Below are 20,627 nucleotides of genomic sequence, written 5' to 3' on the forward strand. Positions count from 1 at the left end.
GGTCTGCGACGAGCCAAGAAGACACGCTTGGCGAAGATGCTGTGGTGCTTTCGTGCCGGTGGAGTCCCAGGTCGGTGGTGCTCGTCACGATGGAGAGCGGTCGCTTGCCGGGATGCGGCCACCCTTCGCTCACGCGTCCGGTCGATTGTCTCCTCGCCGCAGGACGTGTCGCAGACTCGCGGCAAGCCCCAGCGTCACGACGCCACCCAACTCGTAGTAGTACAGCGGACGCACCCACATGGCCAATACCTGACTGTTCGGGTCGGTGAGGAGATCGGGCGGGTACCCGAGCACCTGCGCCAGGCCTCCTGCCCCGATGATCCAGACAACTCCGGCTAGGCACGATCCCAGCACACCGGTCATTCCGAGCCAGGAGACGAGCACGAGGCTGATGTCGGCCAGCAGCAGTCCAGAGGTCACCGTGTAGAGCCGGTAGGGCACGCTGCCCTGACCTGTGATGACGATACCGAGGACATTGGCGATCCAGAATCCCGTCAACTCAACAGTGCGCAGGCGCCGTTCATGCAAGAACGTTGGGGAAAGTCGCGGAAAACGGTCGACGAGGACGACTCCTGACACCGCTGGCAGGAGCGCAGCCAGGATGAGGGCCACGGTCCTGGTGCCGTCGGCGATCGGTACGCCAACCGTCACGCGGGTCGTCAGGGCGGCGATGACCAGAACGGCTACCACCACCAGAGCGGTGATGACCCACTGGCGTGCTCGTGCAATGGTGATGACGTGCATGGCGATCAGATGAAGATGAGGTCGGCCGACGGATGTGTCGCCACGAGCACACAGCTGACGACCAGCGCCACCATCCCGGTGATCGACGTCGCGAGTGCACCGTGAGATCTCGCCCCAGCCGGTGACTGTTGCCAACGACATCCAGCTTTGGCGGCGACGAGGATGCCGGCATTGCCAAGAATGCTCAGCGCCATGTGGACCGGGTTCGGACGCATGGGAGACATCGGGACGGTGGCGAAATCCGGCGACAGGAGCTGAGGCAGATGCATGTCCCAGAACATCTGATGGGCCAAGAACACGGCGAGCACCATGACCGGAATCGTCATCACCGAGTCCCACAGACATGCCGCCAGCGTTCCCAGCCACGCCGACGCTCCCAGGGCGATCGGTCCGGTGAGCAGCTGCCACGGCAGGGTGAGACCGCTTGAATCGGCATGATGCACCACGCAGGAGACACACCCGATGACGAGGAACACGGCCTGGGCCGCCCATCCCCAGGCGATGACTGCCCATGTCATGTCCGAGACGAGGTGGTGGGAGCGGCCGGTCCCGGCAAGGTCACGGCGCGTCGTGCGTGGCCACTGTCGGTGAACCATGTAGGCGCACACCCCGGCGATGAACGGAGAGCCCAGCATCGTCGCACCCTGCACAAGCGAGATCGTCCACGACCAGTCCCGGTAGGCCTCCTGGTACCTGAACCAAGTGAGGCATTGGATGATGATGAAGACGATGCCCAGCATCCAGGTGCGTCGCATCCACATGAGAACTGCGTTCATGGACGGACTCCATCGGTGACGTCGAGGAACCACGTGGAGTCCAACGACTCCGGCATCGCTGCGTCGAAGGCGACCGTGCCATGCGTGAGGACGACGAGATGGTCTGCCAGATCGGCGACGTCCTCCAGGACGTGACTCGACAACACGATGGTGGCCCCCGTCTCGGCTGCGCGATGCAGGGCGGTGAGCATGAGTTGACGCTGTCGGGGGTCCAGACCGGTGCTCGGCTCGTCGAGCAGCAGCACGTCCGCCTCGGATGCCAGTGCCTGTGCCAGCCAGACCCGTCGCTGCATACCACCCGACAGGGCCTTGCAACGAGTGTCAGACATCTTCTCCAGATCGACCAGTGCCAGCGCCTGACGAGCCTGTTGACGAGCGCGTGACCACGGTGTGCCGCGCATCCAGGTGAGATAGGTCACCGTCTCGAGCACCGACAGATTCCCGGGCGCGGACGCCGACTGGGGCATGAAGGCAATGCGGCGAAGCGCCTCTCGACGGGAAGGGCGAGCGGTCAGCTCCACACCGTCGATCAACACGTGACCGCTGGTGGGTACCTGCGCACCCGAACAGACACCCAGCAACGTCGACTTGCCGGCACCATTCTCCCCGATGAGTCCGCACACACCGGTGCCGATCGTGGACGAGACATGGTCCAAGGCGCGGTGTCTTTCGTATGAGTGGCAGACATCGTCAAGAGTGAGTGTGGTCATGAGATCTTCCGGTTGTCGTGGTCTTTCGTGCAGCGATGGGGGATGTCGTGTGAGCGTCTTTCGCATGATGCGTGAACCACGACCTGCAGAATAGTTTGAGAACAGCCCATGTCACATGCCGGGTACCCTCCCGCGGTACGCAGGCCAGGGCTGATCACTTCTGGGTCACGTGTGGCAAGGCGTCCCGTATGGCCCCCTCCGTGCGCCGGGAGTCGATCACCAAGCGGCTGTGACTAGGCCGTCATGGATCATTGTGCAGTGCTGGCCCCCGGTTACTGGACTGAGCTACTTATTTGCTAGTCTCCGGCTAAAGCTTCTAGCGTCAAGCTTCACGAGGGAGTTGCTCCATGAGCGTCGCAACACGGACGCAACAGCGAGGGGATCAGCTGCCAGAGCTCGACCGGACGAAGGTCCGGCCGTCTCACGTCACACTGAAAGTGACGATGGCAGTGACCGGTACGATCCTGGGCCTGTTCGTCTTCGTACACATGATTGGAAATCTCAAGGCCCTGATGGGCCCTGAGGACTACAACGGCTATGCCAAGCTGCTGCGGACACTGTTCTACCCGCTGCTGCCCTACGAGGGGGCGTTGTGGATCTTCCGCATCGTGCTCCTCACCTGTCTGGTCCTGCACGTCTGGGCAGGTCTGACGATCTGGATCCGTGGTCGCAAGGGACGTGGGTCGTACCGTCGCAAGAGCATGCGCAGTCTGACCTTCGGATCCCGCACGATGATTCTCAGTGGCCTGCTGATCCTGGCCTTCATCATCGTCCACATTCTGGACCTCACGATTGGCGCCGGTGTCGCGTCGTCCAGCTTCTCCGGACCGCAGAACCCGGGCCCGGATGTCCAGATGAGCGCCTACGAGAACCTCGTCGCGAGCCTCTCGCGTCCGGGTATGGCGATCTTCTACACCATCGTCATGCTGGTGGTCTGCCTGCACCTGTGCCAGGGCGGTTGGAACGCCATCAATGACCTCGGTGGTACCGGTCCGCGTCTGCGCAAGGTGTGGCTCATCGTGGCCATCCTCATTGCCCTCGCCATCGCCGTGTGCAATGGCGCACTTCCAATGCTGATTCTTGCTGGGGTGATCTCATGAGCGGGTTGAAGGACTTCCTGCACGACAAGCTCCCACACACCGACACCGAGACCAAGGTCGAGTCGGTGCCAGCTCCCAAGGCCCCGGAACCCGCCTCGGCCTCGGAAGCTCCGAAACGACACGGCAAGCTGCCGCGCGACATCATGGGCCCGGCGCAGAAGGCTGCCGGCTACGAGATCGGTGACGAGCTCGATGGTGGCGCCCCCGCCGGAGATCCGTTGACCGCGTGGACCCGTCGTCAGACCGAGTACAAGCTCGTCAACCCGGCCAACCGTCGCAAGATGCACGTCATCGTCGTCGGCGCCGGACTTGCTGGTTCGGGTGTGGCTGCCACCTTGGGTCAGCTGGGGTACAAGGTGGACTGCTTCGTCTTCCACGACTCCCCGCGTCGCGCCCACTCGGTGGCTGCCCAGGGCGGTATCAACGCCGCTCGTGCCCGCAAGGTGGACGGCGACTCGCTCAAGCGGTTCGTCAAGGACACCGTCAAGGGTGGCGACTACCGCGGCCGTGAGGCCGACGTGGTGCGTCTGGGTACCGAGTCGGTGCGCGTCATCGATCACATGTACTCCATCGGTGCCCCGTTCGCCCGTGAGTACGGCGGCCAGCTCGCCACCCGTTCGTTCGGTGGTGTGCAGGTCTCGCGTACCTACTACACCCGTGGCGAGACCGGTCAGCAGCTCGAGGTTGCCTGCTCGCAGGCCCTGCAGGCCCAGATCGACGCCGGCAACGTCACGATGCACACCCGCACCGAGATGCTCGATCTCATCGTCGCCGACGGACGCGCCCAGGGCATCGTCACCCGTGACCTGCTCACCGGTGAAATTCGGCCTTGGACCGCCCACGTCGTGGCCCTGTGCACCGGTGGCTACGGCTCGGTGTACCACTGGTCCACGCTGGCCAAGGGATCCAACGCCACCGCCACGTGGCGTGCCCACCGTCAGGGTGCCTACTTCGCCAGCCCCTGCTTCGTGCAGTTCCACCCGACGGCCCTGCCGGTGAGCTCGCACTGGCAGTCCAAGACGACCCTCATGTCGGAGTCGCTGCGCAACGATGGACGTATCTGGGTGCCCAAGAAGCCCGGTGATCCGCGTGCCGCCAACGACATCCCGGAGAACGAGCGTGACTACTACCTGGAACGCAAGTACCCGGCATTCGGCAACCTCACCCCGCGTGACGTCGCCTCGCGCAACGCCCGTACCCAGATCGACTCCGGTCGTGGTGTCGGACCGCTGAAGAACTCCGTGTACCTGGACTTCCGCGACGCCATCGAGCGTCTCGGCAAGGACGTCATCAAGGAGCGCTACGGCAACCTCTTCGACATGTACCTCGACGCCACCGGTGAGAACCCCTACGAGGTGCCAATGCGCATCGCCCCGGGTGCTCACTTCACCATGGGTGGCCTGTGGGTCAACTACGACCACATGAGCACCATCCCCGGCCTGTTCGTGGGTGGCGAGGCGTCGAACAACTACCACGGTGCCAACCGTCTGGGTGCGAACTCGCTGCTGTCGGCCTCGGTCGACGGATGGTTCACCCTGCCGCTGTCGATCCCGAACTACCTGGCCGACTACATCAAGGCTCCGGTGCTTCCTCTGGACGCTCCCGAGGTCAAGGCCGCGTTGAACCGGGTCAACAAGCGTGTCGACAAGCTGCTGACCATCAACGGCACCCACCGTCCGGAGTGGTTCCACCGCAAGCTCGGTGACATCCTCTACGAGGGCTGTGGTGTGAGCCGTGACGAGGAGGGCCTGTCCAAGGCCCTGGCCGAGGTGCGTGCCCTGCGCGAGGAGTTCTGGAACGACGTCAAGGTCGTCGGTGGCCCCAACCGCATCAACCAGGAGCTGGAGAAGGCCGGTCGTGTCGCCGACTTCATCGAACTCGCCGAGGTCATGGTGCTCGACGCCCTGGACCGTCGCGAGTCCGCCGGGGCCCACTTCCGCACCGAGTACTCCACCCCCGAGGGTGAGGCCAAGCGCAATGACGACGAGTGGGCATGTGTGTCGGCGTGGCAGACTCGCCCCGACGGCGTCCACGTGCGTCACGCCGAGCCTCTTGAGTTCTCGCTGATCGATCTGCAGGTGAGGGATTACCGATGAAAGTAACTCTTGAAATCTGGCGTCAGGACGGCCCGAAGGCCACTGGGCACTTCCAGAACTACGTCGTCAACGATGCCGAGGCCGAGTGGAGCATCCTCGAGCTGCTCGATCGCCTCAATGACCAGATCGTCGAGGATGGCGGCGACCCGGTGGTCTTCGAGTCCGACTGCCGCGAGGGTGTGTGTGGCGCCTGCGGGTTCATGGTCAACGGCGTGCCGCACGGCCCGCTGGACAACACTCCGGCCTGCCGTCAGCACCTGCGTGCCTTCCCCGGTGTGACCCACTTCAAGCTGGAGCCGTGGCGTTCCACCGCCTTCCGTGTGGTGCGCGACCTCACCGTGGACCGTGGCCCGCTCGACGCGCTCATCCGCGCCGGTGGCACGGTGGACGTCATGACCGGCACCGCTCCGGATGCCGACACCGTTCCTCAGCCCAAGGAGCAGGCCGAGCAGGCTCTCGACTTCGCCTCCTGCATCGGTTGTGGTGCCTGTGTGGCTGCCTGCCCGAACGGCTCGGCAATGCTCTTCGCCGGTGCCAAGCTCGCTCACCTGTCCAAGATGCCTCAGGGCAGCCATGAGCGCAGCCGCCGTGCCCGTCGCATGGTTGACGCCCTGGACACCTACTTCGGGCCCTGCTCGCTGTACGGTGAGTGCGCCAAGGCCTGCCCGGTGGGCATTCCGCTGGCCGCCGTTGCCACCGTGAACAAGGAACGCATGCGTGCCGGGTTCCGTGGCAGGACCAGGGACAACTGAGTCATCTGAGACACGTTGATCCGCACTGTGGGCACCGCTTCGGCGGTGCCCACAGTCTTTTTGGGAGCTGTCGTCTGCGCGACGTATCGTTGCGCGGGTGAATGTTGCCCCCCTGACACTGCGCGCCCCCTCCGGTGGGTGTGTGACGGCGCGCGTCCCGGTCGTCCTGGCCCCGATGGCAGGGGTGACGAATGCTGCCTTCCGTCAACTGTGCGCTGAGCAGGGGGCAGGGCTGTACGTGTGCGAGATGATCACCTCGCGCGGTCTGGTGTACGGCGACCACAAAACCAAGGACATGCTGGCCTTCGCCGACAACGAGAAGATTCGTTCCGTGCAATTGTACGGTGTGGATCCACAGATGATGGCCGATGCCACCCGTATTCTGTGTACCGAGTATCACGTCGATCACGTCGACCTCAATTTCGGATGCCCGGTACCCAAGGTGACGCGTAAGGGCGGTGGGGGTGTACTGCCCTGGAAACGGGATCGATTCCGCTCCGTCGTCGCTGCTGTGGTGCAGGCCGCCGACGAGTTCGACGTACCGGTGAGTGTCAAGACGCGTATCGGCATCGACGACGACCATGTCACCTTCATCGACTCCGCCAAGGCTGCCGAGGATGCTGGCGCCGCCGCCGTGTGTCTGCATGCTCGCAGTGTTGCCGAGGCCTATTCCGGTCACTCGCACTGGCAGGCCATCGCCGAGCTCGTCAGTGCCGTGAACATCCCGGTGATCGGCAATGGTGACATCTGGGAAGCCCGTGACGCCGTTGACATGGTGGAACAGACCGGATGCGCCGGGGTGGAGGTCGGACGCGGCTGCTTGGGCCGTCCGTGGCTGTTCCGAGACCTTGCAGACGCCTTCTGCGGATGCCAGACCCAGACCCTGCCCACCCTGGGAGAGGTGTGTGAGATGGTTCGTCGGCATGCCGAACTGCTTGTGAAATACCAGGGAATGCACGGTCTGGTCGACATGCGCAAACACATGGCCTGGTACTTCAAAGGCTTTCCGGTGGGTGGGGAAACTCGTCATGCACTGGGAAAGATATCCAATTTTGACGAGCTCGACGAGCTGCTTACCTCGCTCGATCATGACGCCCCATTCCCCGTCAAGGAGCTGGGCAAGGCACGGGGGCGACAAGGCACCCCGCGGCGCAAGGTCGTCATGCCGATGGGTTGGCTGGACTCGCGCACCTTGGACGATCACGACCTCTCCGAGGCCGAGTTGGGCATCTCCGGCGGCTGACCGGCCGAAGACGCCGAGTGGGTGTGTGCGGGGGCAGTGCGGCATCGTGCCGACTTCGCCTGCTGTTGATGTGCACCCCGGCCCTCCCCCGGCTGCGGCGGAGCGTTGTGTGGGGGCTGAACACGCTCATGACTGCCCTGGGGGGCAGGTACGTGAACTTGGGGCAGGTACGTGATCGCTTCCAGCCCTGCCGTCTCGTGACCTACCGTCCGCTGCAGGTGCCGGGACCGTGCGAGGATGGAACCATGCCTGAGATCTCCAATCGCGCTCGTCAGTGGGCCACCACGATGGCTGGACACGGTACGGGCGGTGTCATCCACTCCCATCGTGACGCCGGACCACGTATCGCTGCCGGTGACACCGTGGGGCGCCTGCAGCGTGAGGAGCGGGAGCGCGAGATGCTGCGCCCGGGCGCGACCCTGGCCAGTGGTGCCGGGCACCGAGCTCGTCCGGAGGAGCCGGATCCGGAACGCACCTGTTTCGAACGCGACCGGGACCGTATCGTCCACTCGACGGCGTTTCGACGCCTGGCCGGCAAGACCCAGGTCGTCGTCCACCCCACGGATCACCAGCGCACCCGACTCACCCATGCTCTGGAGGTGGCGCAGGTGGCACGATCCATTGCTGCCGGAATCGGCGCCAACGTCACCCTCGCCGATGCGATGGCATTGGGGCACGACTGCGGCCACGGCCCTGGTGGGCATGCCTCCGAACAGGCCTTCGACGCCTTTCTCCCCGAGGGATTCGATCACGGGCCATGGGGCTCCGACGTCAGCCTGGAACCGCTCAACCTGTGTGCCGAGACCCTGGACGGGATTCGCAACCACTCCTGGTCACGCCCCACACCATCCACCGTGGAGGGTGAGATCGTGTCGTTCTCCGACCGGATCGCCTACTGTGCCCACGACTTGGAGGACGCCATCCATGCGGGAATCGTCACCGTTGACGATCTGCCCTCGGTGGTGCGCGAGGTGGCGGGGGAGGATCGGCGAACCCAGCTGTCCCGATTCATCCGCTCGGTCATCGCCACCACATGCCGTACCGGAGGAGTCGGCATGGACTCCCAGACTGCGCAGTCATTGGCCACGTTGCGGTCCTTCAACTACACGAGGATCTACACTCGTGAGGAGTCCCTGGCCCAGGCCGAGGTCGTCGTCAAGGTGTTGCAGCAGCTCGTCGAGTACTACCTGGAGCATCTCGACCTGGTGCCGCAGGAGTTTCTGGCTCGGCCGACGGACCGGGTGCATCAAGTCGTCGCCTACGTCGCCGGTATGACGGACTCCTTCGCCTTCGATCAGGCACAGATCCATCTGGGCTGGGACAAGGCGCGCGTGCCCAAGGGGCTGGGGCGCGGGTACTGACGCCTCAGTCGTGCAGTTTCTCCTTGAGGTCGCTCGGCAGCAGACGGCCCTGCATCATGAATCGGTGGGCCACGACGATCGTCACGGCCTGCCCGGCGAGGATTCCCAGCAGGACGAGCACCTGGGAGGCACCGGCCTGCAGAGCCGACCCGCCACCCAGCAGCACACCGACGAAGGCTCCCGGCAAGGTCACCAGCCCCACGGTACGGGTGTTGTCGACGGTCGGGATGATGGCCTCGGCCACCGAGCGCTGGGTCACCATCCGGATCGCCTCCGGGCGCAGCACACCCATCGACAGGGCCGCCTCGTAGGTGCCGAGATTGTCACGCAGGGTGGGGAACAGTCGCCGTCCGGCCAGGGTGTGACCGTTCATCATGTTGCCAATGATGATTCCGGCCAGGGGGATGAGGGAAGCTGCCGTGAACGGTGAGCAACCCGTCCCGAAGACGATGAGCAGCACGGGAAGGGTGCCACAGGCCATCGCGGCTGCCGCCCAGGGCCAGGCCCTTCCGATCTCGGTCCTCTTGGCCGTCGTGCGTACTGCCACGGCAAACATGAGCAACGTGAACAGTGCGGCAGCCCACAGATGCTTGAGGGCGTAGACCAGCACCATCGAGACCACACCCAGCTGGATGATGGCGCGTGCTGCTGCCCACACCGAGGCCTTGCCGATTCCCAGCCGTCCCCACGCCGAGAAGGCCACGGTGAGTGCGACGAGTAGGACGAGACTCAGTGCTAACTGCCATGTTGGATTGATTGACACAACTGTCAGTCTCTCAGATGAGTGAATAGGATCGTCACATGGCTGGACGGATCAATGAGGAAGACATTGCTCTGGTCCGCGAACGGGCTCGGATCGACGAGGTCGTCCGGGACTATGTGCAACTGCGCAATGCTGGGGGCGGCTCGCTCAAGGGGCTGTGCCCGTTCCACGATGAGAGGACACCAAGTTTCCAGGTGACGCCGTCGCGCGGCCTGTTCTACTGCTTCGGCTGCCAGACCGGCGGCGACACCATCACCTTTCTCCAGCTCATCGAGAACCTCACCTTCGTCGAGGCAGTCCAGCGTCTTGCCGACCGCACCGGCGTGCAGCTGAGGATCATTGACGACGGCACCCCGTCCACCCCGCCGGGGATGCGTACCCAGATTCTGGCCGCCAATGATGCGGCAGCCGAGTTCTTCCGCCGCCGGATGCTCTCCGACGAGGGGGCCATTGCACGCGATTTCGTCACCGGACGGGGATTCACTCGCGAGCATGCCGAGTACTTCGGCATGGGGTATGCCCCCAAAGGGGGCCATGTTCTGCGCGATCATCTGCTCGCCCAGGGGTTCACGCCCCAGGTGCTGGTGACCTCGGGGTTGGTCCGCGACTCGGGATGGGACTTCTTCCAGGGGCGGGTGCTCTGGCCGATCAAGGGCTCCGCGGCGTCGGTATTGGGATTCGGCGCCAGGCGGGTGTGGGACGACGACCGCATGCCGGCGAAGTACGTCAACACCCCCGAGACCCCGGTCTACAAGAAGTCCCATGTTCTCTACGGGCTTGACCTGGCTCGCACCAACATCGGCAAGAAGAACCAGGTCGTCGTCGTGGAGGGCTACACCGACGTCATGGCCATGCACGTCGCCGGGATCGACACCGCCGTGGCGTCGTGTGGTACGGCATTTGGTCCGGAGCATGCGCACCTGGTGCAGCGGCTCATGGGCAATCGCGGTGCCCTCAACGGTGAGGTGATCTTCACCTTTGACGGCGATGCGGCCGGTCGATCGGCAGCGCTCAAGGCCTACCGGGACGACGAGGAGTTCACCAGCCAGACCTATGTGGCCGTCGAACCCAACGGGTTGGATCCGTGCGACCTGCGCATGCAGGAGGGGGACGCGGCAGTTCGGGAACTCGTGGCACGGCGGGTGCCGTTGTACCGATTCGTCATGGAGAACACCGTCGGCAGGTTCGACCTCGATCGGGCTGACGGGCGACTCGCCGCGGCACGGGCTGCGGCACCACTGGTGACGAGCATTCGCGACGCCGCACTGGTCAGCGAGTTCACCCGCGAACTTGCCCAGATCATCGGGATGGACGTCGACGACGTGCGTCGTGAAGTGGTGGCTGCCCGTCGGCACCCGCACGGCGGCAACTCTGGCGGAGCCCCAACAAATCCACGAGGATCGGCAGGGCACTACGGAGCCACCCGCGGCGAGGGCACGCACGGCTACGGCACGTACCAAGGACAGGCCCCGACCGGTCTGCATGGCGGGGCCCAGCGACATCCAGATGGTGATGTGAGCCCCATCGCGTCCCGCGGGGGAGGAGCACCCGCATTACGGGTGATCGATGGTCAGGGTGCAGGTGCTCCCACCGGTTCCCCCGTCTCGCCACGAACAGTCGATTCGGATGAGTCGCTGGTCGAAGCCACCGGGGCGGGTGAGTCGGTCCCGTCCACTCCGTGGCCAGATCCGCGCGACCCCAAGCTCATGGCCGAACGGGGACTGCTCAAGCTCATGCTGCAGTACCCGCAACTCTTCGACGCCCAGTGGGCCCTGGTGGAGCCGGAGGATTTCCGGCATCCCACCTACCGCACCGTTTTCGACCTCGTGCGCACGACGCAGCCGGGTGACGGTTGGCAACAGCGCATACAGGAAGCCACCCACGACGACGTCGTCCAACAGCTCGTCGTCGCCCTGCTCGTGGAGGCTGTTCTGCACGATGATCCGACAGCCTCCTATGCACGGGCCTACGCGGCACGAGTACGTCTGCTCTCCGTCGTCGACGACATCGCAAACCTGAAGTCACGCCTGCAGCGCACCAACCCGCAACAGGACCCCAAGGCCTACAACGCCATGTTTGCCGATCTGGTGACCTTGGAATCCCTACGCAAGGAACTCATCGCAGCACAGGCCGCAGCGCCGTGGGATGAGGACTGACGTCGGCGTGGTTCATGGCTCTGCGCCATGCGTGAATCGATACGTATGACGTTGAAGCGGTCGATCTGGGGGTGAGTGTGGTTGCAGCGTCACGGTGATGAGTTCTCCCCTCGCCTCTCGAGAAACGCGTCAGCTCGTGTTCCTGCTTACATGATTCATTTTGGCAACTGCACGATCAACGGGTGTGGACAACCAGAAAGTTGTCCACAGTTGTCGAGAACCACTGGTCCGTTCCCGGGAGGGTTTCGCAGGATTGAGCCATGAGCATCACCCCCATCCACGATCCGCTTCGGACCGAGAACCAGTCCCGAGAACGGGAGCAGCGTCTTTTTGCTGCCATCGAACTGGGCGTCATCGCCCAAGCTGCTGTCGACGGACATCTGGACACGGATGCCAGCTCCGAGGAGTTGGCCGTCATCATTGCCGAGGGTCAGCAGGCAACCGTTCAGGTGTGGACCCTCTTTCTGCCCATGGTGTGGTCCATGGCCAGACCGCATGCACGAGGAAGGACAAGTCTGGACGATCTTGTCGGGGCTGGCTGCATCGGACTCGCCGAGGCGATCCGTCGCTACGATCCGAGTCGGGGCACCAGGTTCTCCACGCTGGCATGGACGTGGATACGCCGATACGTCTCCGAGGAATCCCTGTGCGACGGCACGAGTCGCACCATGTGGCGTCGACGTACCGAGATGGTCGTCGCCAGGACGGCGGAGAATTTGTCGACGCTGCGTGGCCACGCAGCAACCGTCGCCGAAGTGGCGGCTGAACTCGGCCGTCCCAAGGAGTGGGTGCGGCAGCGCTGGCAGATCGACAAGGACGTTCCACTGGAGGGCATTGCGTTGTTCGCCGACATGCGCATGATGACTCACGACATCACCGACGACGGACTGGATGACGTCCGGAAACTGGTCGAGACGCTCCCCGAGCCACATCGGTCGGTGGTGCGGTTGCGGCACGGTTTCGAGGGAGCACCCATGGGCCTGGACCAGGTGGCATGCCAGTTGGGGTGCTCGGAACGATCTGTGCGGCGCATTCAGAAGCAGGCACACTCGCGGCTGCGCACCCAGCTGGGGCGAGGACTGGCTGAGGTGGCATGAGCCACAATGGGTCCATGGGACTATTCAGGAAGTCACGCCCCGGCGACGACGTCATGGCGGCGGTCAGGCAGGTTCTCGGCCAGTCGATGGTGAAGGTGCTTGCGTGGGGCCACGGTCGGATGGACGGCCCTGTCACCGTCATTGCCGTTGAGGAAGGGCTGGTCGTCGTGCCCGAGCAGGCTGAGCCTGGGGCGGTGGCCTGGCACGAGATCATCCGTGGTGGCTGGCACAAGGAGAAGTCGGCGCTGTGGTGGATGGTTCTCGACCAGAGTGAGGTCAGGATCATCATGGATCAACCTGGCGACATCCCCGGGGTTTTCCAGAGTCAGGTCAACGCCACCATCCTGTGTCAGGAGGGGGTGGATGTCCCCGGCGGGCGAGTCGTTGTTGCTGGGCGCCGCCGCGCCGGAGCACTGGGCCGACGGGATCCCTCGATCCTGTGGACGGCCATGGCCGTGGGGGAGGCCGACCTGAGCGACCCCGAAACCAAACAATTGGTCCTGGAACATTCCGAGGATCTCAAAGGACGGTGGGAGAGCCGTTGAAAACTGCGTCATGACAAGGGCAGAGGCAGGTTCATGGACCTCGTTTTGCATTGAACCCGGGGAGGGGTCTATAGTGATGTTTCGCGCTTGCAGTGCTGATCCCCTGTAGCTCAATTGGCAGAGCATCTGACTGTTAATCAGAGGGTTACTGGTTCGAGTCCAGTCGGGGGAGCTTGTTAATGTCCGTTTGACTAGGGCAAACACCGGTCACCGAAAAAGTTGTAGAACATTTGTGGCGGATTTGGCTTTGGAAAAGGTGTCAACCCGGATAGATCGGGCGGCTCCATGGGGCCTGTCATCCTTGCATTTAGCCCACTGGTGATGGTGACACGCATCGAGGAGACGCCGTCATCGGGGTGAGCCCATTATCTTGGCGGGCGTCCATGAGCGCTTGTTCCGTTGTGTTGCGCCATGGCAGACACTGATCGTGCTGAAACTCCAAGTATGCATCTGGAGTGTTACTACCTAGCATTCATCGTTGGATGTCTATCAAGCCCCGCCCGTATCTCACTACTTCGGGTGGTTCATCTTGACGTAGTGGATGGGGAGATATTTCTCTTTGCGACAACCCTGGTCGCCATCGCCGTTCGGCAATCGGCGCGTCACTGAGTTGGATCCCCTACTGCCATGACGCGCAGAACCAGGGGACCGGAAAGAGCTTCACTCTGAGCATACCTGTATATGAACAAATGTTTGACTCGTGGCCTATCCGAGGAGGTGAATGAACCCATCAGAGGGTGATTATGAGCAGCGAACTCCTGGCCCCCAATGGCGATTTCGGTGTTTGTGATGGATTCACCAGGGTCGGATTTTTTGTTCACCTGGGGTGGCGTGGATGTGTTGTGGTGGTTGGCCCTGAAGAAGGGTGATGAGATCAAACAGCCAGCCCAGGGCTGTGATGTCGTCAGGCATGTGCCAGTTGAGGGTTTCTTTGTTGACGCGGGGTGTGTGTCCTGGCCAAGGATATTCAGGGTCTGGTGGGAACCAGCGGCCGATGGTGGTGCGCATGAGGTGAGGGTCGAGGGCGAGATGTGTGGTGGTGGCGTGCCAGGTGTGGGTGAGGTGGGGAGACATCCACCGGCAGATCTCGTTGCTTAGGGTCCCGATCATATGCATGTGGTCATCGGGGTCTGGATTGAGGAGGTCCCAGTCGTGGGGGTTGAAATAGACGCATTCGACGTCGATGCTTTGGGGGTGGATAACCCTATGAGTCGGAGGGCGTCGGCGAGGACGAGCATGATTTTCATGCCGGGTCGTCCGATGATGTGGTGTTCCGGGTGGCAGTCGAGACGTAAGGTGAGGTATTCGGGTTGGCTTGTGTCGGATACGGCTACTCCGATGGGTTCTTCTATGAGGTATTCCCGGTTTTCTAGTGGGGGTGGGCTGAAGTAGCCATGGGATCGGGCTGATTCCATGAGGATGCGTAGCTCATCGGTGTCGGTGAATGCTCCGATGTCATTGGGTGCGAGGTGGAGCGTTGTGCTGATGGCTACGTTGCCGATGATGCATGAGGGTTGTTCTTCTACCATGGTCGACAGTTTAATTTCACGTCCTGTGAGTTGGGTCGGTTGGGTGGGTCGAGTACACCAATGATGTCCACGTCAACTTGGCCGTGATATCATATATGCTTATCTTTCATGGCAAGGTACTGGCCTGTACCTCCCGCTGTCCGCAACTGATATGACCTGCATAGTCAACGCCACCATCGATGGCTTCTTTCAATCAGAGGATTTCAGCGATTTCTGACATCCATGTTCACGAATTTCATGGCGTATCCCATCGATGAGCGTGTCGGTGCAAATTTCGTCACGTTTTTGCATAAAAAGAATCATAGTAAACACGAATCATTGTGGCTCAGTGAGTCATCAGCGCGGCAACTTACCTATTGGGGCCGATGAGGTTCGTGGTGCAGGCAGATTCCCACACAGTGGCTCCAATGCCCTCCAACCAGTCGGTGACTGGTTTCCTCAACAACGTCGTGACAGGCTCAGCGACTCCACGATCCTGGTCTGGGGAGGTCACACCAACTCAGGACACGATGTGTCGTTGACCGTCCCTGAATTGTCGTAGCGCTGGTGCCCCGGTCTTGTGTGCGACGGTTTGTCTCCGTGTCCCATTGGTAGATTGCGTCAGGACCGGCGCAAGAACTCTGCGTGTTCCAACATCAACCTGCTCGGCAGCGAGGTAACCGTCATCGGATGACTTGATCCCGGCCGTCTCGCTCTTACATGATTCGGATTCCTGCAGTTTCAGCGCTGCTGCTTTCGTCTGCGCGCTCCACTGCCTGGATCGTTGGGAGGTGACGGCAACCAGGGCCAGTACCGAGCACATCATGGTGAGCATCGACGTCATCGTGTGACTGGTGCTGGCCTCGATCTGCATGCCGGTGATGATGATGTGTGCCAGGAGAGCTGCCTCGAAGATCACTCGCCCGCGCGGATGTCCGCGCCACGTCGCCACTGCGGAGCAGATGAGGACACCCATCATCACGGTGCCCAGAACCCACGCAATGGGCAATGACGCACTGCCCAACCATGGCAGCCAGGACAACTGCGCTCCGGAGGTGTCGCCGGTCACGACGTGATGCCACATCCATGACGTCCCAGCGCACAGCGTCCACACCAAGGGAAGTATCACTCCGAAGACCAAGCTGGCCGGACGGGGTCTGCCGGTCGCTGGCGTGTCAGACGTCATCCGAGTGGTGTGGCTGGGCACCTCACGCAGGTCGATGACTGGCAGATGACCGTCAGTGACGATGTTGTCGCCACCACCGTTGCGCGAACGGTATGAGGTCGAGAAACCTTCGATGACCCGGTGCCGCGCCTCGGGGCATGCCCACTGCACGTCCTCGACGATGTAGTCGCGTTCAGTGTCGACGTTCTCATCAATTTTGTGCGTGATCTGCCAGGTGAATGCAGACAACCCGACCGAGCGGTCAAAGGTCCCCGCGGCGACCCATTCAACGTGGTGTCCACCGGGCAGGCACCAGCCTTCTGGCACATGCCAGAACCGCACATGGTGCCGGTTGGCTGGATTGCCGTCCGACTCCTTCTGAAAGACCAGATCCTGTTCGCGGCCGAAGAGGTACAGGTTCGACACCGGCGAAGTGGGGTAGGAGTGACGTCCCAGCGTTGCGGCAATGGTGTGCCAGGCCGTGCGAGGAGTGATCGGATCAGCAGTGCACCAACCAGCTTGGGTCATCACCTCACAGATCTGTTGCTGCGAACCCAGAAGCGCCAGGTTGACCGGATCACCGAGCAGCCCGTCACCATTGCGGGTGCGTCCGATGAAGTAGTCCGGGACGTAGAACGAGGTGAGTACCTGGTGGATCCGCGGCAGCGCGAGATAGGTGAGAACCAGCCAGAAAATCAACAGATTCGCAATGTGTGCCGGATGGGTGTCGAAACTCGATCGCAGAACCACCCAGGTCAACCAGAGCACCGCCGCAGTTGCGGCAATGGAGAATCCCAGGTCGATGCGTTTGAAGACGCTCCAGCGGCTGATCCGAGAGCGTGCTCGACCGGCGGTGTCACTGACGTAGGTCGGGCAGTGATGTCGCGAGCTGGATGTGAACTCGATGCAGCACTCTTCGGTCACATTGACAAGTGTGCCACCTGGGGATGACGACAAGGTTTCCTCAACTGGTCAGTTAGGTGGAGTGGTGGTCACCTTCCGGTAACTCAACTGCCCGAATTTTTCGACAGGTCTGGCAAGTCAGCTGCTCTGCCAGACAGCCACGCTCCCATCCAAAGCTTCTGCCGAGCCATCGGATCCAGCCACGACGAGGCCCCGAGATGCCTCTCATGACTCCATTCCGCCCACAATCCTCAAATGTCTCATGAAAGCTTCCCCAAGGAAATAAGTCATCCAGAGTTTGAGCAGATTCGGGTTTCATCATCACGATTTGGTCAAGAAGTGATGGGAAAGGACGAGAAAGCGCTGTGATCCACACCTGTGCCCATATGATCCTCGATCAACACAATCAGTTGACACAGGATCGAAGGGAGTCACATGAAACGGCTCACCGCGCTGATGCTGGTTGGAGTTCTACTCCTCGGCACCCCTCAGATGGCTTCAGCCGCTAGCACCCAGACAGATCGCATCACCCCACGCCCCGCCTCGAAGGGTGGCGTCATTGGTACTGACTTCACACCGCACGTCATGAATTCCGAGGCCGAGACAAATGTCATCGTGGAACTCAGGAAAGATCCAGTGGCGGTCATCGAGGCGAGATCAGGCACCACGATGTCGTCCAAACAACGCAGCCAACTGAGAGAAAGGATCAAGGGATCCCAGAAGTCCGTGATCTCACAGATCAATTCATCCGGCGGACACGTCGTCAGTCAGATGGCATCTGCCTACAACGGGGTGCACGCACGAGTGCGCGGTAGCGAGCTCAAGAAGATCGAAGCCCTCCCCGAAGTTGTCGCGATCCACGGTGCACCTCGCTACAAGGCCCGACCGACGAATGACACCTCGGTACCCTTCCTGGGAGCTGACAAGGTGTGGCAGGACGTCGGATACACCGGCAAGAACGTCAAGGTTGCCGTGCTGGACACCGGGATCGACTACACCCATGCCGATTTCGGTGGTCCGGGCACTCCCGACGCATTCACAGCAGCGTCCAGGAAATCCGACCGGATTGCCGACCCTGCTCTCTTCGGTACCAAGGCCGCCAAGGTCAAGGGTGGCGTCGACCTCGTTGGCGACAAGTACGACGCATCTGATCCCAAGAGCAAGCCTCATCCAGATCCCAACCCATTGGACTGCGCCGCTGCCGGGCATGGTTCACACGTGGCAGGCACCATCGCAGGCCTCGGCGTCACCACCAGTGGCGACACGTACCACGGACCCTACGACGGCACCACGGCAGACAAGAAGTTCAAGGTTGGCCCCGGTGTTGCCCCACATGCCGATCTCTACGCGGTGCGCGTCTTCGGATGCGCAGGTACCACCGACGTGACGACCGAGGCCATCGACTGGGCGGTCGCCAATCAGATGGACGTCGCCAACCTCTCGTTGGGAGGCACCTATGGCACGGCTGACGCCCCAGATGCCGTGGCTGCCCGCAATGCCGTCGCCAGCGGCGTCATCATGGTGGTGGCTGCCGGCAACGAAGGACACAATCCGTACCTGGTCGGTTCTCCCTCCACCGGTCACGGCGTCATCTCGGTGGCAGCCGTCGATCATGCTGAGACCTTCCCGGGAGCGGTCCTCACCACCGCTGACGGTCACCGTATCCAAGCCATCAATGCCAACGATGCCAAGCTCGCCAGCACCTATGACGTCGTCATCCTCAAGGACGATCCCGCGACCGAGGAGGACGAGTCGCTCGGCTGCTCCGAACAGGCCTACCGATCCAACGGCATCACATCCGGAGCCAACCAACTCGCGGTGAGCACCCGTGGCAGATGTGCTCGAATAGCCCGTGCCGTCCATGCCCAGAAGGCTGGTGCCGCCGCTGCAGCCATGATCAACACCGATGACACCCTGCCGTCCTTCGAGGGCCCGATCACCGGGAACCCGGACACCGGCGAGGAGTACGAGGTCACCATCCCCTTCCTGGGGATTCGTGGACCACTCGGTGCGAAATCCGACGGGGACACCTTGCACGGAGCCGACGGAACCACCATCACCCTGCAGGGCAATTCCGCTGCGAATTCCGAGTACCGTCACCCGGCTGACTTCACTTCTTCGGGCCCCGTCACGGGAACATCCGCTGCGCACCCATCGGTGGGCGCTCCCGGCGTGTCCATCACATCCGTGGCAGTGGGCTCGGGTAGCGATGGCACGACCATGTCTGGCACGTCGATGGCCACCCCACATGTCGCCGGGGTGGCTGCCCTGGGTGTCCAGGCGCATCCGGACTGGACCCATCAGCAGATCGGCCAGGCCATCGTCACCACGGCAGACCATGACGGCATCAAGGGCACCGACACGCATCTCACCGGAGCGGGACTCGTCGACCCGGTGGCCTTGGTGAAGGCCACCACGTCCGCTCATGGAGACGTGACCACCACCAAACTCGGTTCGGTCGCAGACCCCTCGTTGAGCTATGGGTTCGTCGAGATCACGGATGCGTACTCCAGCGCTCGAACGGTGAAGCTCACCAACCACTCCACGAGCGCCAAGACCTACCGGCTCACCACCCAGGCGTCAGCCAACTCCGATGCGGCCGAGGTCACCGTGAGCCCGTCCACCCTCACCATCGGCCCTGGTGCGAGCAAGAGCGCGCAGGTGTATCTGTCCACCAGCGTCGACAAGATCGGCACCTCCAGTGACAAGGACGACCAGTCCAGCTTCCATGCGATCGAAGGAATCGTCACCGCCACCAGCGGCAGTGAGAAAACACATGTGCCGTACCTGCTCGTGCCTCGTGCCGACGCTGGTGTCACGATGGTCGGCAAACCCGTACTCAACAAGGCCAGCAACACCATCAAACTGACCAAGCAGGCACCAGCCGTCCCAGCCACGGTCCAGACATTCACCCTGGGAACTGTGGACGCGAGAGGCCACAAGGAGACTGCGTCCGATCGCGGATGGGACGTACGAGCCATCGGGGTGGCCTCGGTCCAGAATGGTTCGGACACGACGCTGCAATTCGCCATCAACACCTACTCCAACCACTCCAATGCCGCGTTGAACGAGTACGCCGTCATCCTCGACACCGACAACAACGGCAAGCCGGACAAGGCTGTCTTCGCGACGGATTCCGGGCTGGTCAACGAGGGGTACGCCAACGGTGTGGCCGAGGTGTTCATTGCCGACCTCGCCACCGAGGAGATCACGCCTGCTGGTCACCTCGCCATTGCGCCCACCGATTCCAGCACTGTCATACTGCCGGTCGATGCCTCCACGGTCGGGATCAACGGCAGGTTCACCTACCGGGTGGAGACCACCTCCGGTGTCGACGACGAACATCACGACCGCACTCTCAAGGCCACCTATGACCCGAACCACAAGGTCTTCGCCGATGGGCAGACCTTGACCATCGGGGCAGGGCAGCAGGACGCCGAGCTCACAGTGCCGTTCGTCCCGGCAGCATTCAAGGCTGCACCACGCAATGGGCTGGGACTGTTGCTCATAGCCCCCGACAATGCTGCGGCCAGTGAGGCGCTCATCGTTCCGAAGCTCCCACTCCGGGCAGATCTGAGGAATCCGTGATGCACATCTGCAATTCGTCAGAGCGATTCATGGCCAACCAACTCATGATTCCCGAGCTGGCATGGTCTGGACGTCTGATGCGGTGCTGAAAGCCATAATGCAGCTGTGGGGCCCGTCAAC

General features: G+C 62.5%; 14 protein-coding genes, 1 tRNA gene and 2 pseudogenes. 11 read left to right on the forward strand and 6 right to left on the reverse strand.

The window, feature by feature from the left end; genetic code table 11:
- Positions 1-129: 129 nt before the first annotated feature.
- The 3 genes from CKV91_RS05530 to CKV91_RS05540 are packed head-to-tail and all read right to left on the reverse strand — an operon-like array spanning position 130 to position 2,230.
- Entirely contained in the window at positions 130-744 is a 615-nt protein-coding gene (locus CKV91_RS05530; protein WP_021105428.1) for a hypothetical protein, read from the reverse strand.
- Positions 745-749: 5 nt separating this feature from the next.
- Entirely contained in the window at positions 750-1,520 is a 771-nt protein-coding gene (locus CKV91_RS05535; RefSeq protein WP_021105429.1) for a hypothetical protein, read from the reverse strand.
- A complete protein-coding gene (locus CKV91_RS05540) occupies positions 1,517-2,230 on the reverse strand; it encodes an ABC transporter ATP-binding protein (RefSeq protein ID WP_065860732.1) in 714 nt (237 codons plus the stop codon). The genes CKV91_RS05535 and CKV91_RS05540 overlap by 4 nt, the downstream gene beginning before the upstream one ends.
- 443 nt (positions 2,231-2,673) lie before the next feature.
- Between CKV91_RS05540 and CKV91_RS05545 the strand changes: the two genes are divergently transcribed.
- From CKV91_RS05545 to CKV91_RS05565, 5 genes are all read left to right on the forward strand, one after another.
- Positions 2,674-3,330 carry a succinate dehydrogenase cytochrome b subunit gene (locus tag CKV91_RS05545; RefSeq protein WP_036957322.1) on the forward strand — a complete coding sequence of 219 codons (657 nt, stop codon included), beginning with the start codon at positions 2,674-2,676 and terminating at the stop codon, positions 3,328-3,330.
- Between the two features lie 143 nt (positions 3,331-3,473).
- Positions 3,474-5,426, forward strand: coding sequence for a fumarate reductase/succinate dehydrogenase flavoprotein subunit (locus tag CKV91_RS05550; protein WP_231933847.1), 1,953 nt, complete (start codon positions 3,474-3,476; stop codon positions 5,424-5,426).
- A complete protein-coding gene (locus CKV91_RS05555) occupies positions 5,423-6,178 on the forward strand; it encodes a succinate dehydrogenase/fumarate reductase iron-sulfur subunit (protein WP_021105432.1) in 756 nt (251 codons plus the stop codon). Before CKV91_RS05550 ends, CKV91_RS05555 begins: the two co-directional genes overlap by 4 nt.
- Before the next feature lie 175 nt (positions 6,179-6,353).
- A complete protein-coding gene (gene dusB / locus CKV91_RS05560) occupies positions 6,354-7,421 on the forward strand; it encodes a tRNA dihydrouridine synthase DusB (RefSeq protein ID WP_021103123.1) in 1,068 nt (355 codons plus the stop codon).
- 245 nt (positions 7,422-7,666) lie between these two features.
- Positions 7,667-8,782: an HD domain-containing protein gene (locus tag CKV91_RS05565; protein WP_036957333.1), complete on the forward strand. Its 1,116-nt coding sequence runs from the start codon at positions 7,667-7,669 to the stop codon at positions 8,780-8,782.
- A gap of 4 nt (positions 8,783-8,786) precedes the next feature.
- Here the strand turns inward: CKV91_RS05565 and CKV91_RS05570 are convergent, their stop codons facing one another.
- A complete protein-coding gene (locus CKV91_RS05570) occupies positions 8,787-9,545 on the reverse strand; it encodes an ABC transporter permease (RefSeq protein ID WP_051167135.1) in 759 nt (252 codons plus the stop codon).
- 38 nt (positions 9,546-9,583) lie between these two features.
- Between CKV91_RS05570 and dnaG the strand changes: the two are divergent.
- The 5 genes and pseudogenes from dnaG to CKV91_RS05590 all read left to right on the forward strand — a co-directional run.
- Positions 9,584-10,897 (forward strand): annotated as a pseudogene (gene dnaG / locus CKV91_RS09995) (DNA primase); the annotation flags it as partial.
- Between the two features lie 381 nt (positions 10,898-11,278).
- Positions 11,279-11,701, forward strand: coding sequence for a hypothetical protein (locus tag CKV91_RS10000; RefSeq protein WP_414836115.1), 423 nt, complete (start codon positions 11,279-11,281; stop codon positions 11,699-11,701).
- A gap of 260 nt (positions 11,702-11,961) precedes the next feature.
- On the forward strand, positions 11,962-12,798 hold the full coding sequence (locus tag CKV91_RS05580; RefSeq protein WP_021105436.1) for a sigma-70 family RNA polymerase sigma factor: 837 nt from the start codon (positions 11,962-11,964) through the stop codon (positions 12,796-12,798).
- 14 nt (positions 12,799-12,812) lie between these two features.
- Positions 12,813-13,343, forward strand: coding sequence for a hypothetical protein (locus CKV91_RS05585; RefSeq protein ID WP_036977020.1), 531 nt, complete (start codon positions 12,813-12,815; stop codon positions 13,341-13,343).
- A 99-nt stretch (positions 13,344-13,442) separates the two neighbouring features.
- Positions 13,443-13,515, forward strand: a tRNA-Asn gene (locus CKV91_RS05590).
- Positions 13,516-14,138: 623 nt separating this feature from the next.
- Here CKV91_RS05590 and CKV91_RS09570 read toward each other — a convergent pair.
- Both CKV91_RS09570 and CKV91_RS05605 read right to left on the reverse strand, forming a co-directional pair.
- Positions 14,139-14,872, reverse strand: a pseudogene (locus CKV91_RS09570) (hypothetical protein).
- Between the two features lie 499 nt (positions 14,873-15,371).
- A complete protein-coding gene (locus CKV91_RS05605) occupies positions 15,372-16,940 on the reverse strand; it encodes an LssY C-terminal domain-containing protein (protein WP_021105439.1) in 1,569 nt (522 codons plus the stop codon).
- A gap of 414 nt (positions 16,941-17,354) precedes the next feature.
- Between CKV91_RS05605 and CKV91_RS05610 the strand changes: the two genes are divergently transcribed.
- Positions 17,355-20,507, forward strand: coding sequence for a S8 family peptidase (locus CKV91_RS05610; RefSeq protein WP_065860734.1), 3,153 nt, complete (start codon positions 17,355-17,357; stop codon positions 20,505-20,507).
- Positions 20,508-20,627: the final 120 nt, after the last annotated feature.

This window comes from Cutibacterium granulosum, from assembly GCF_900186975.1.
GTDB lineage: Bacteria > Actinomycetota > Actinomycetes > Propionibacteriales > Propionibacteriaceae > Cutibacterium > Cutibacterium granulosum.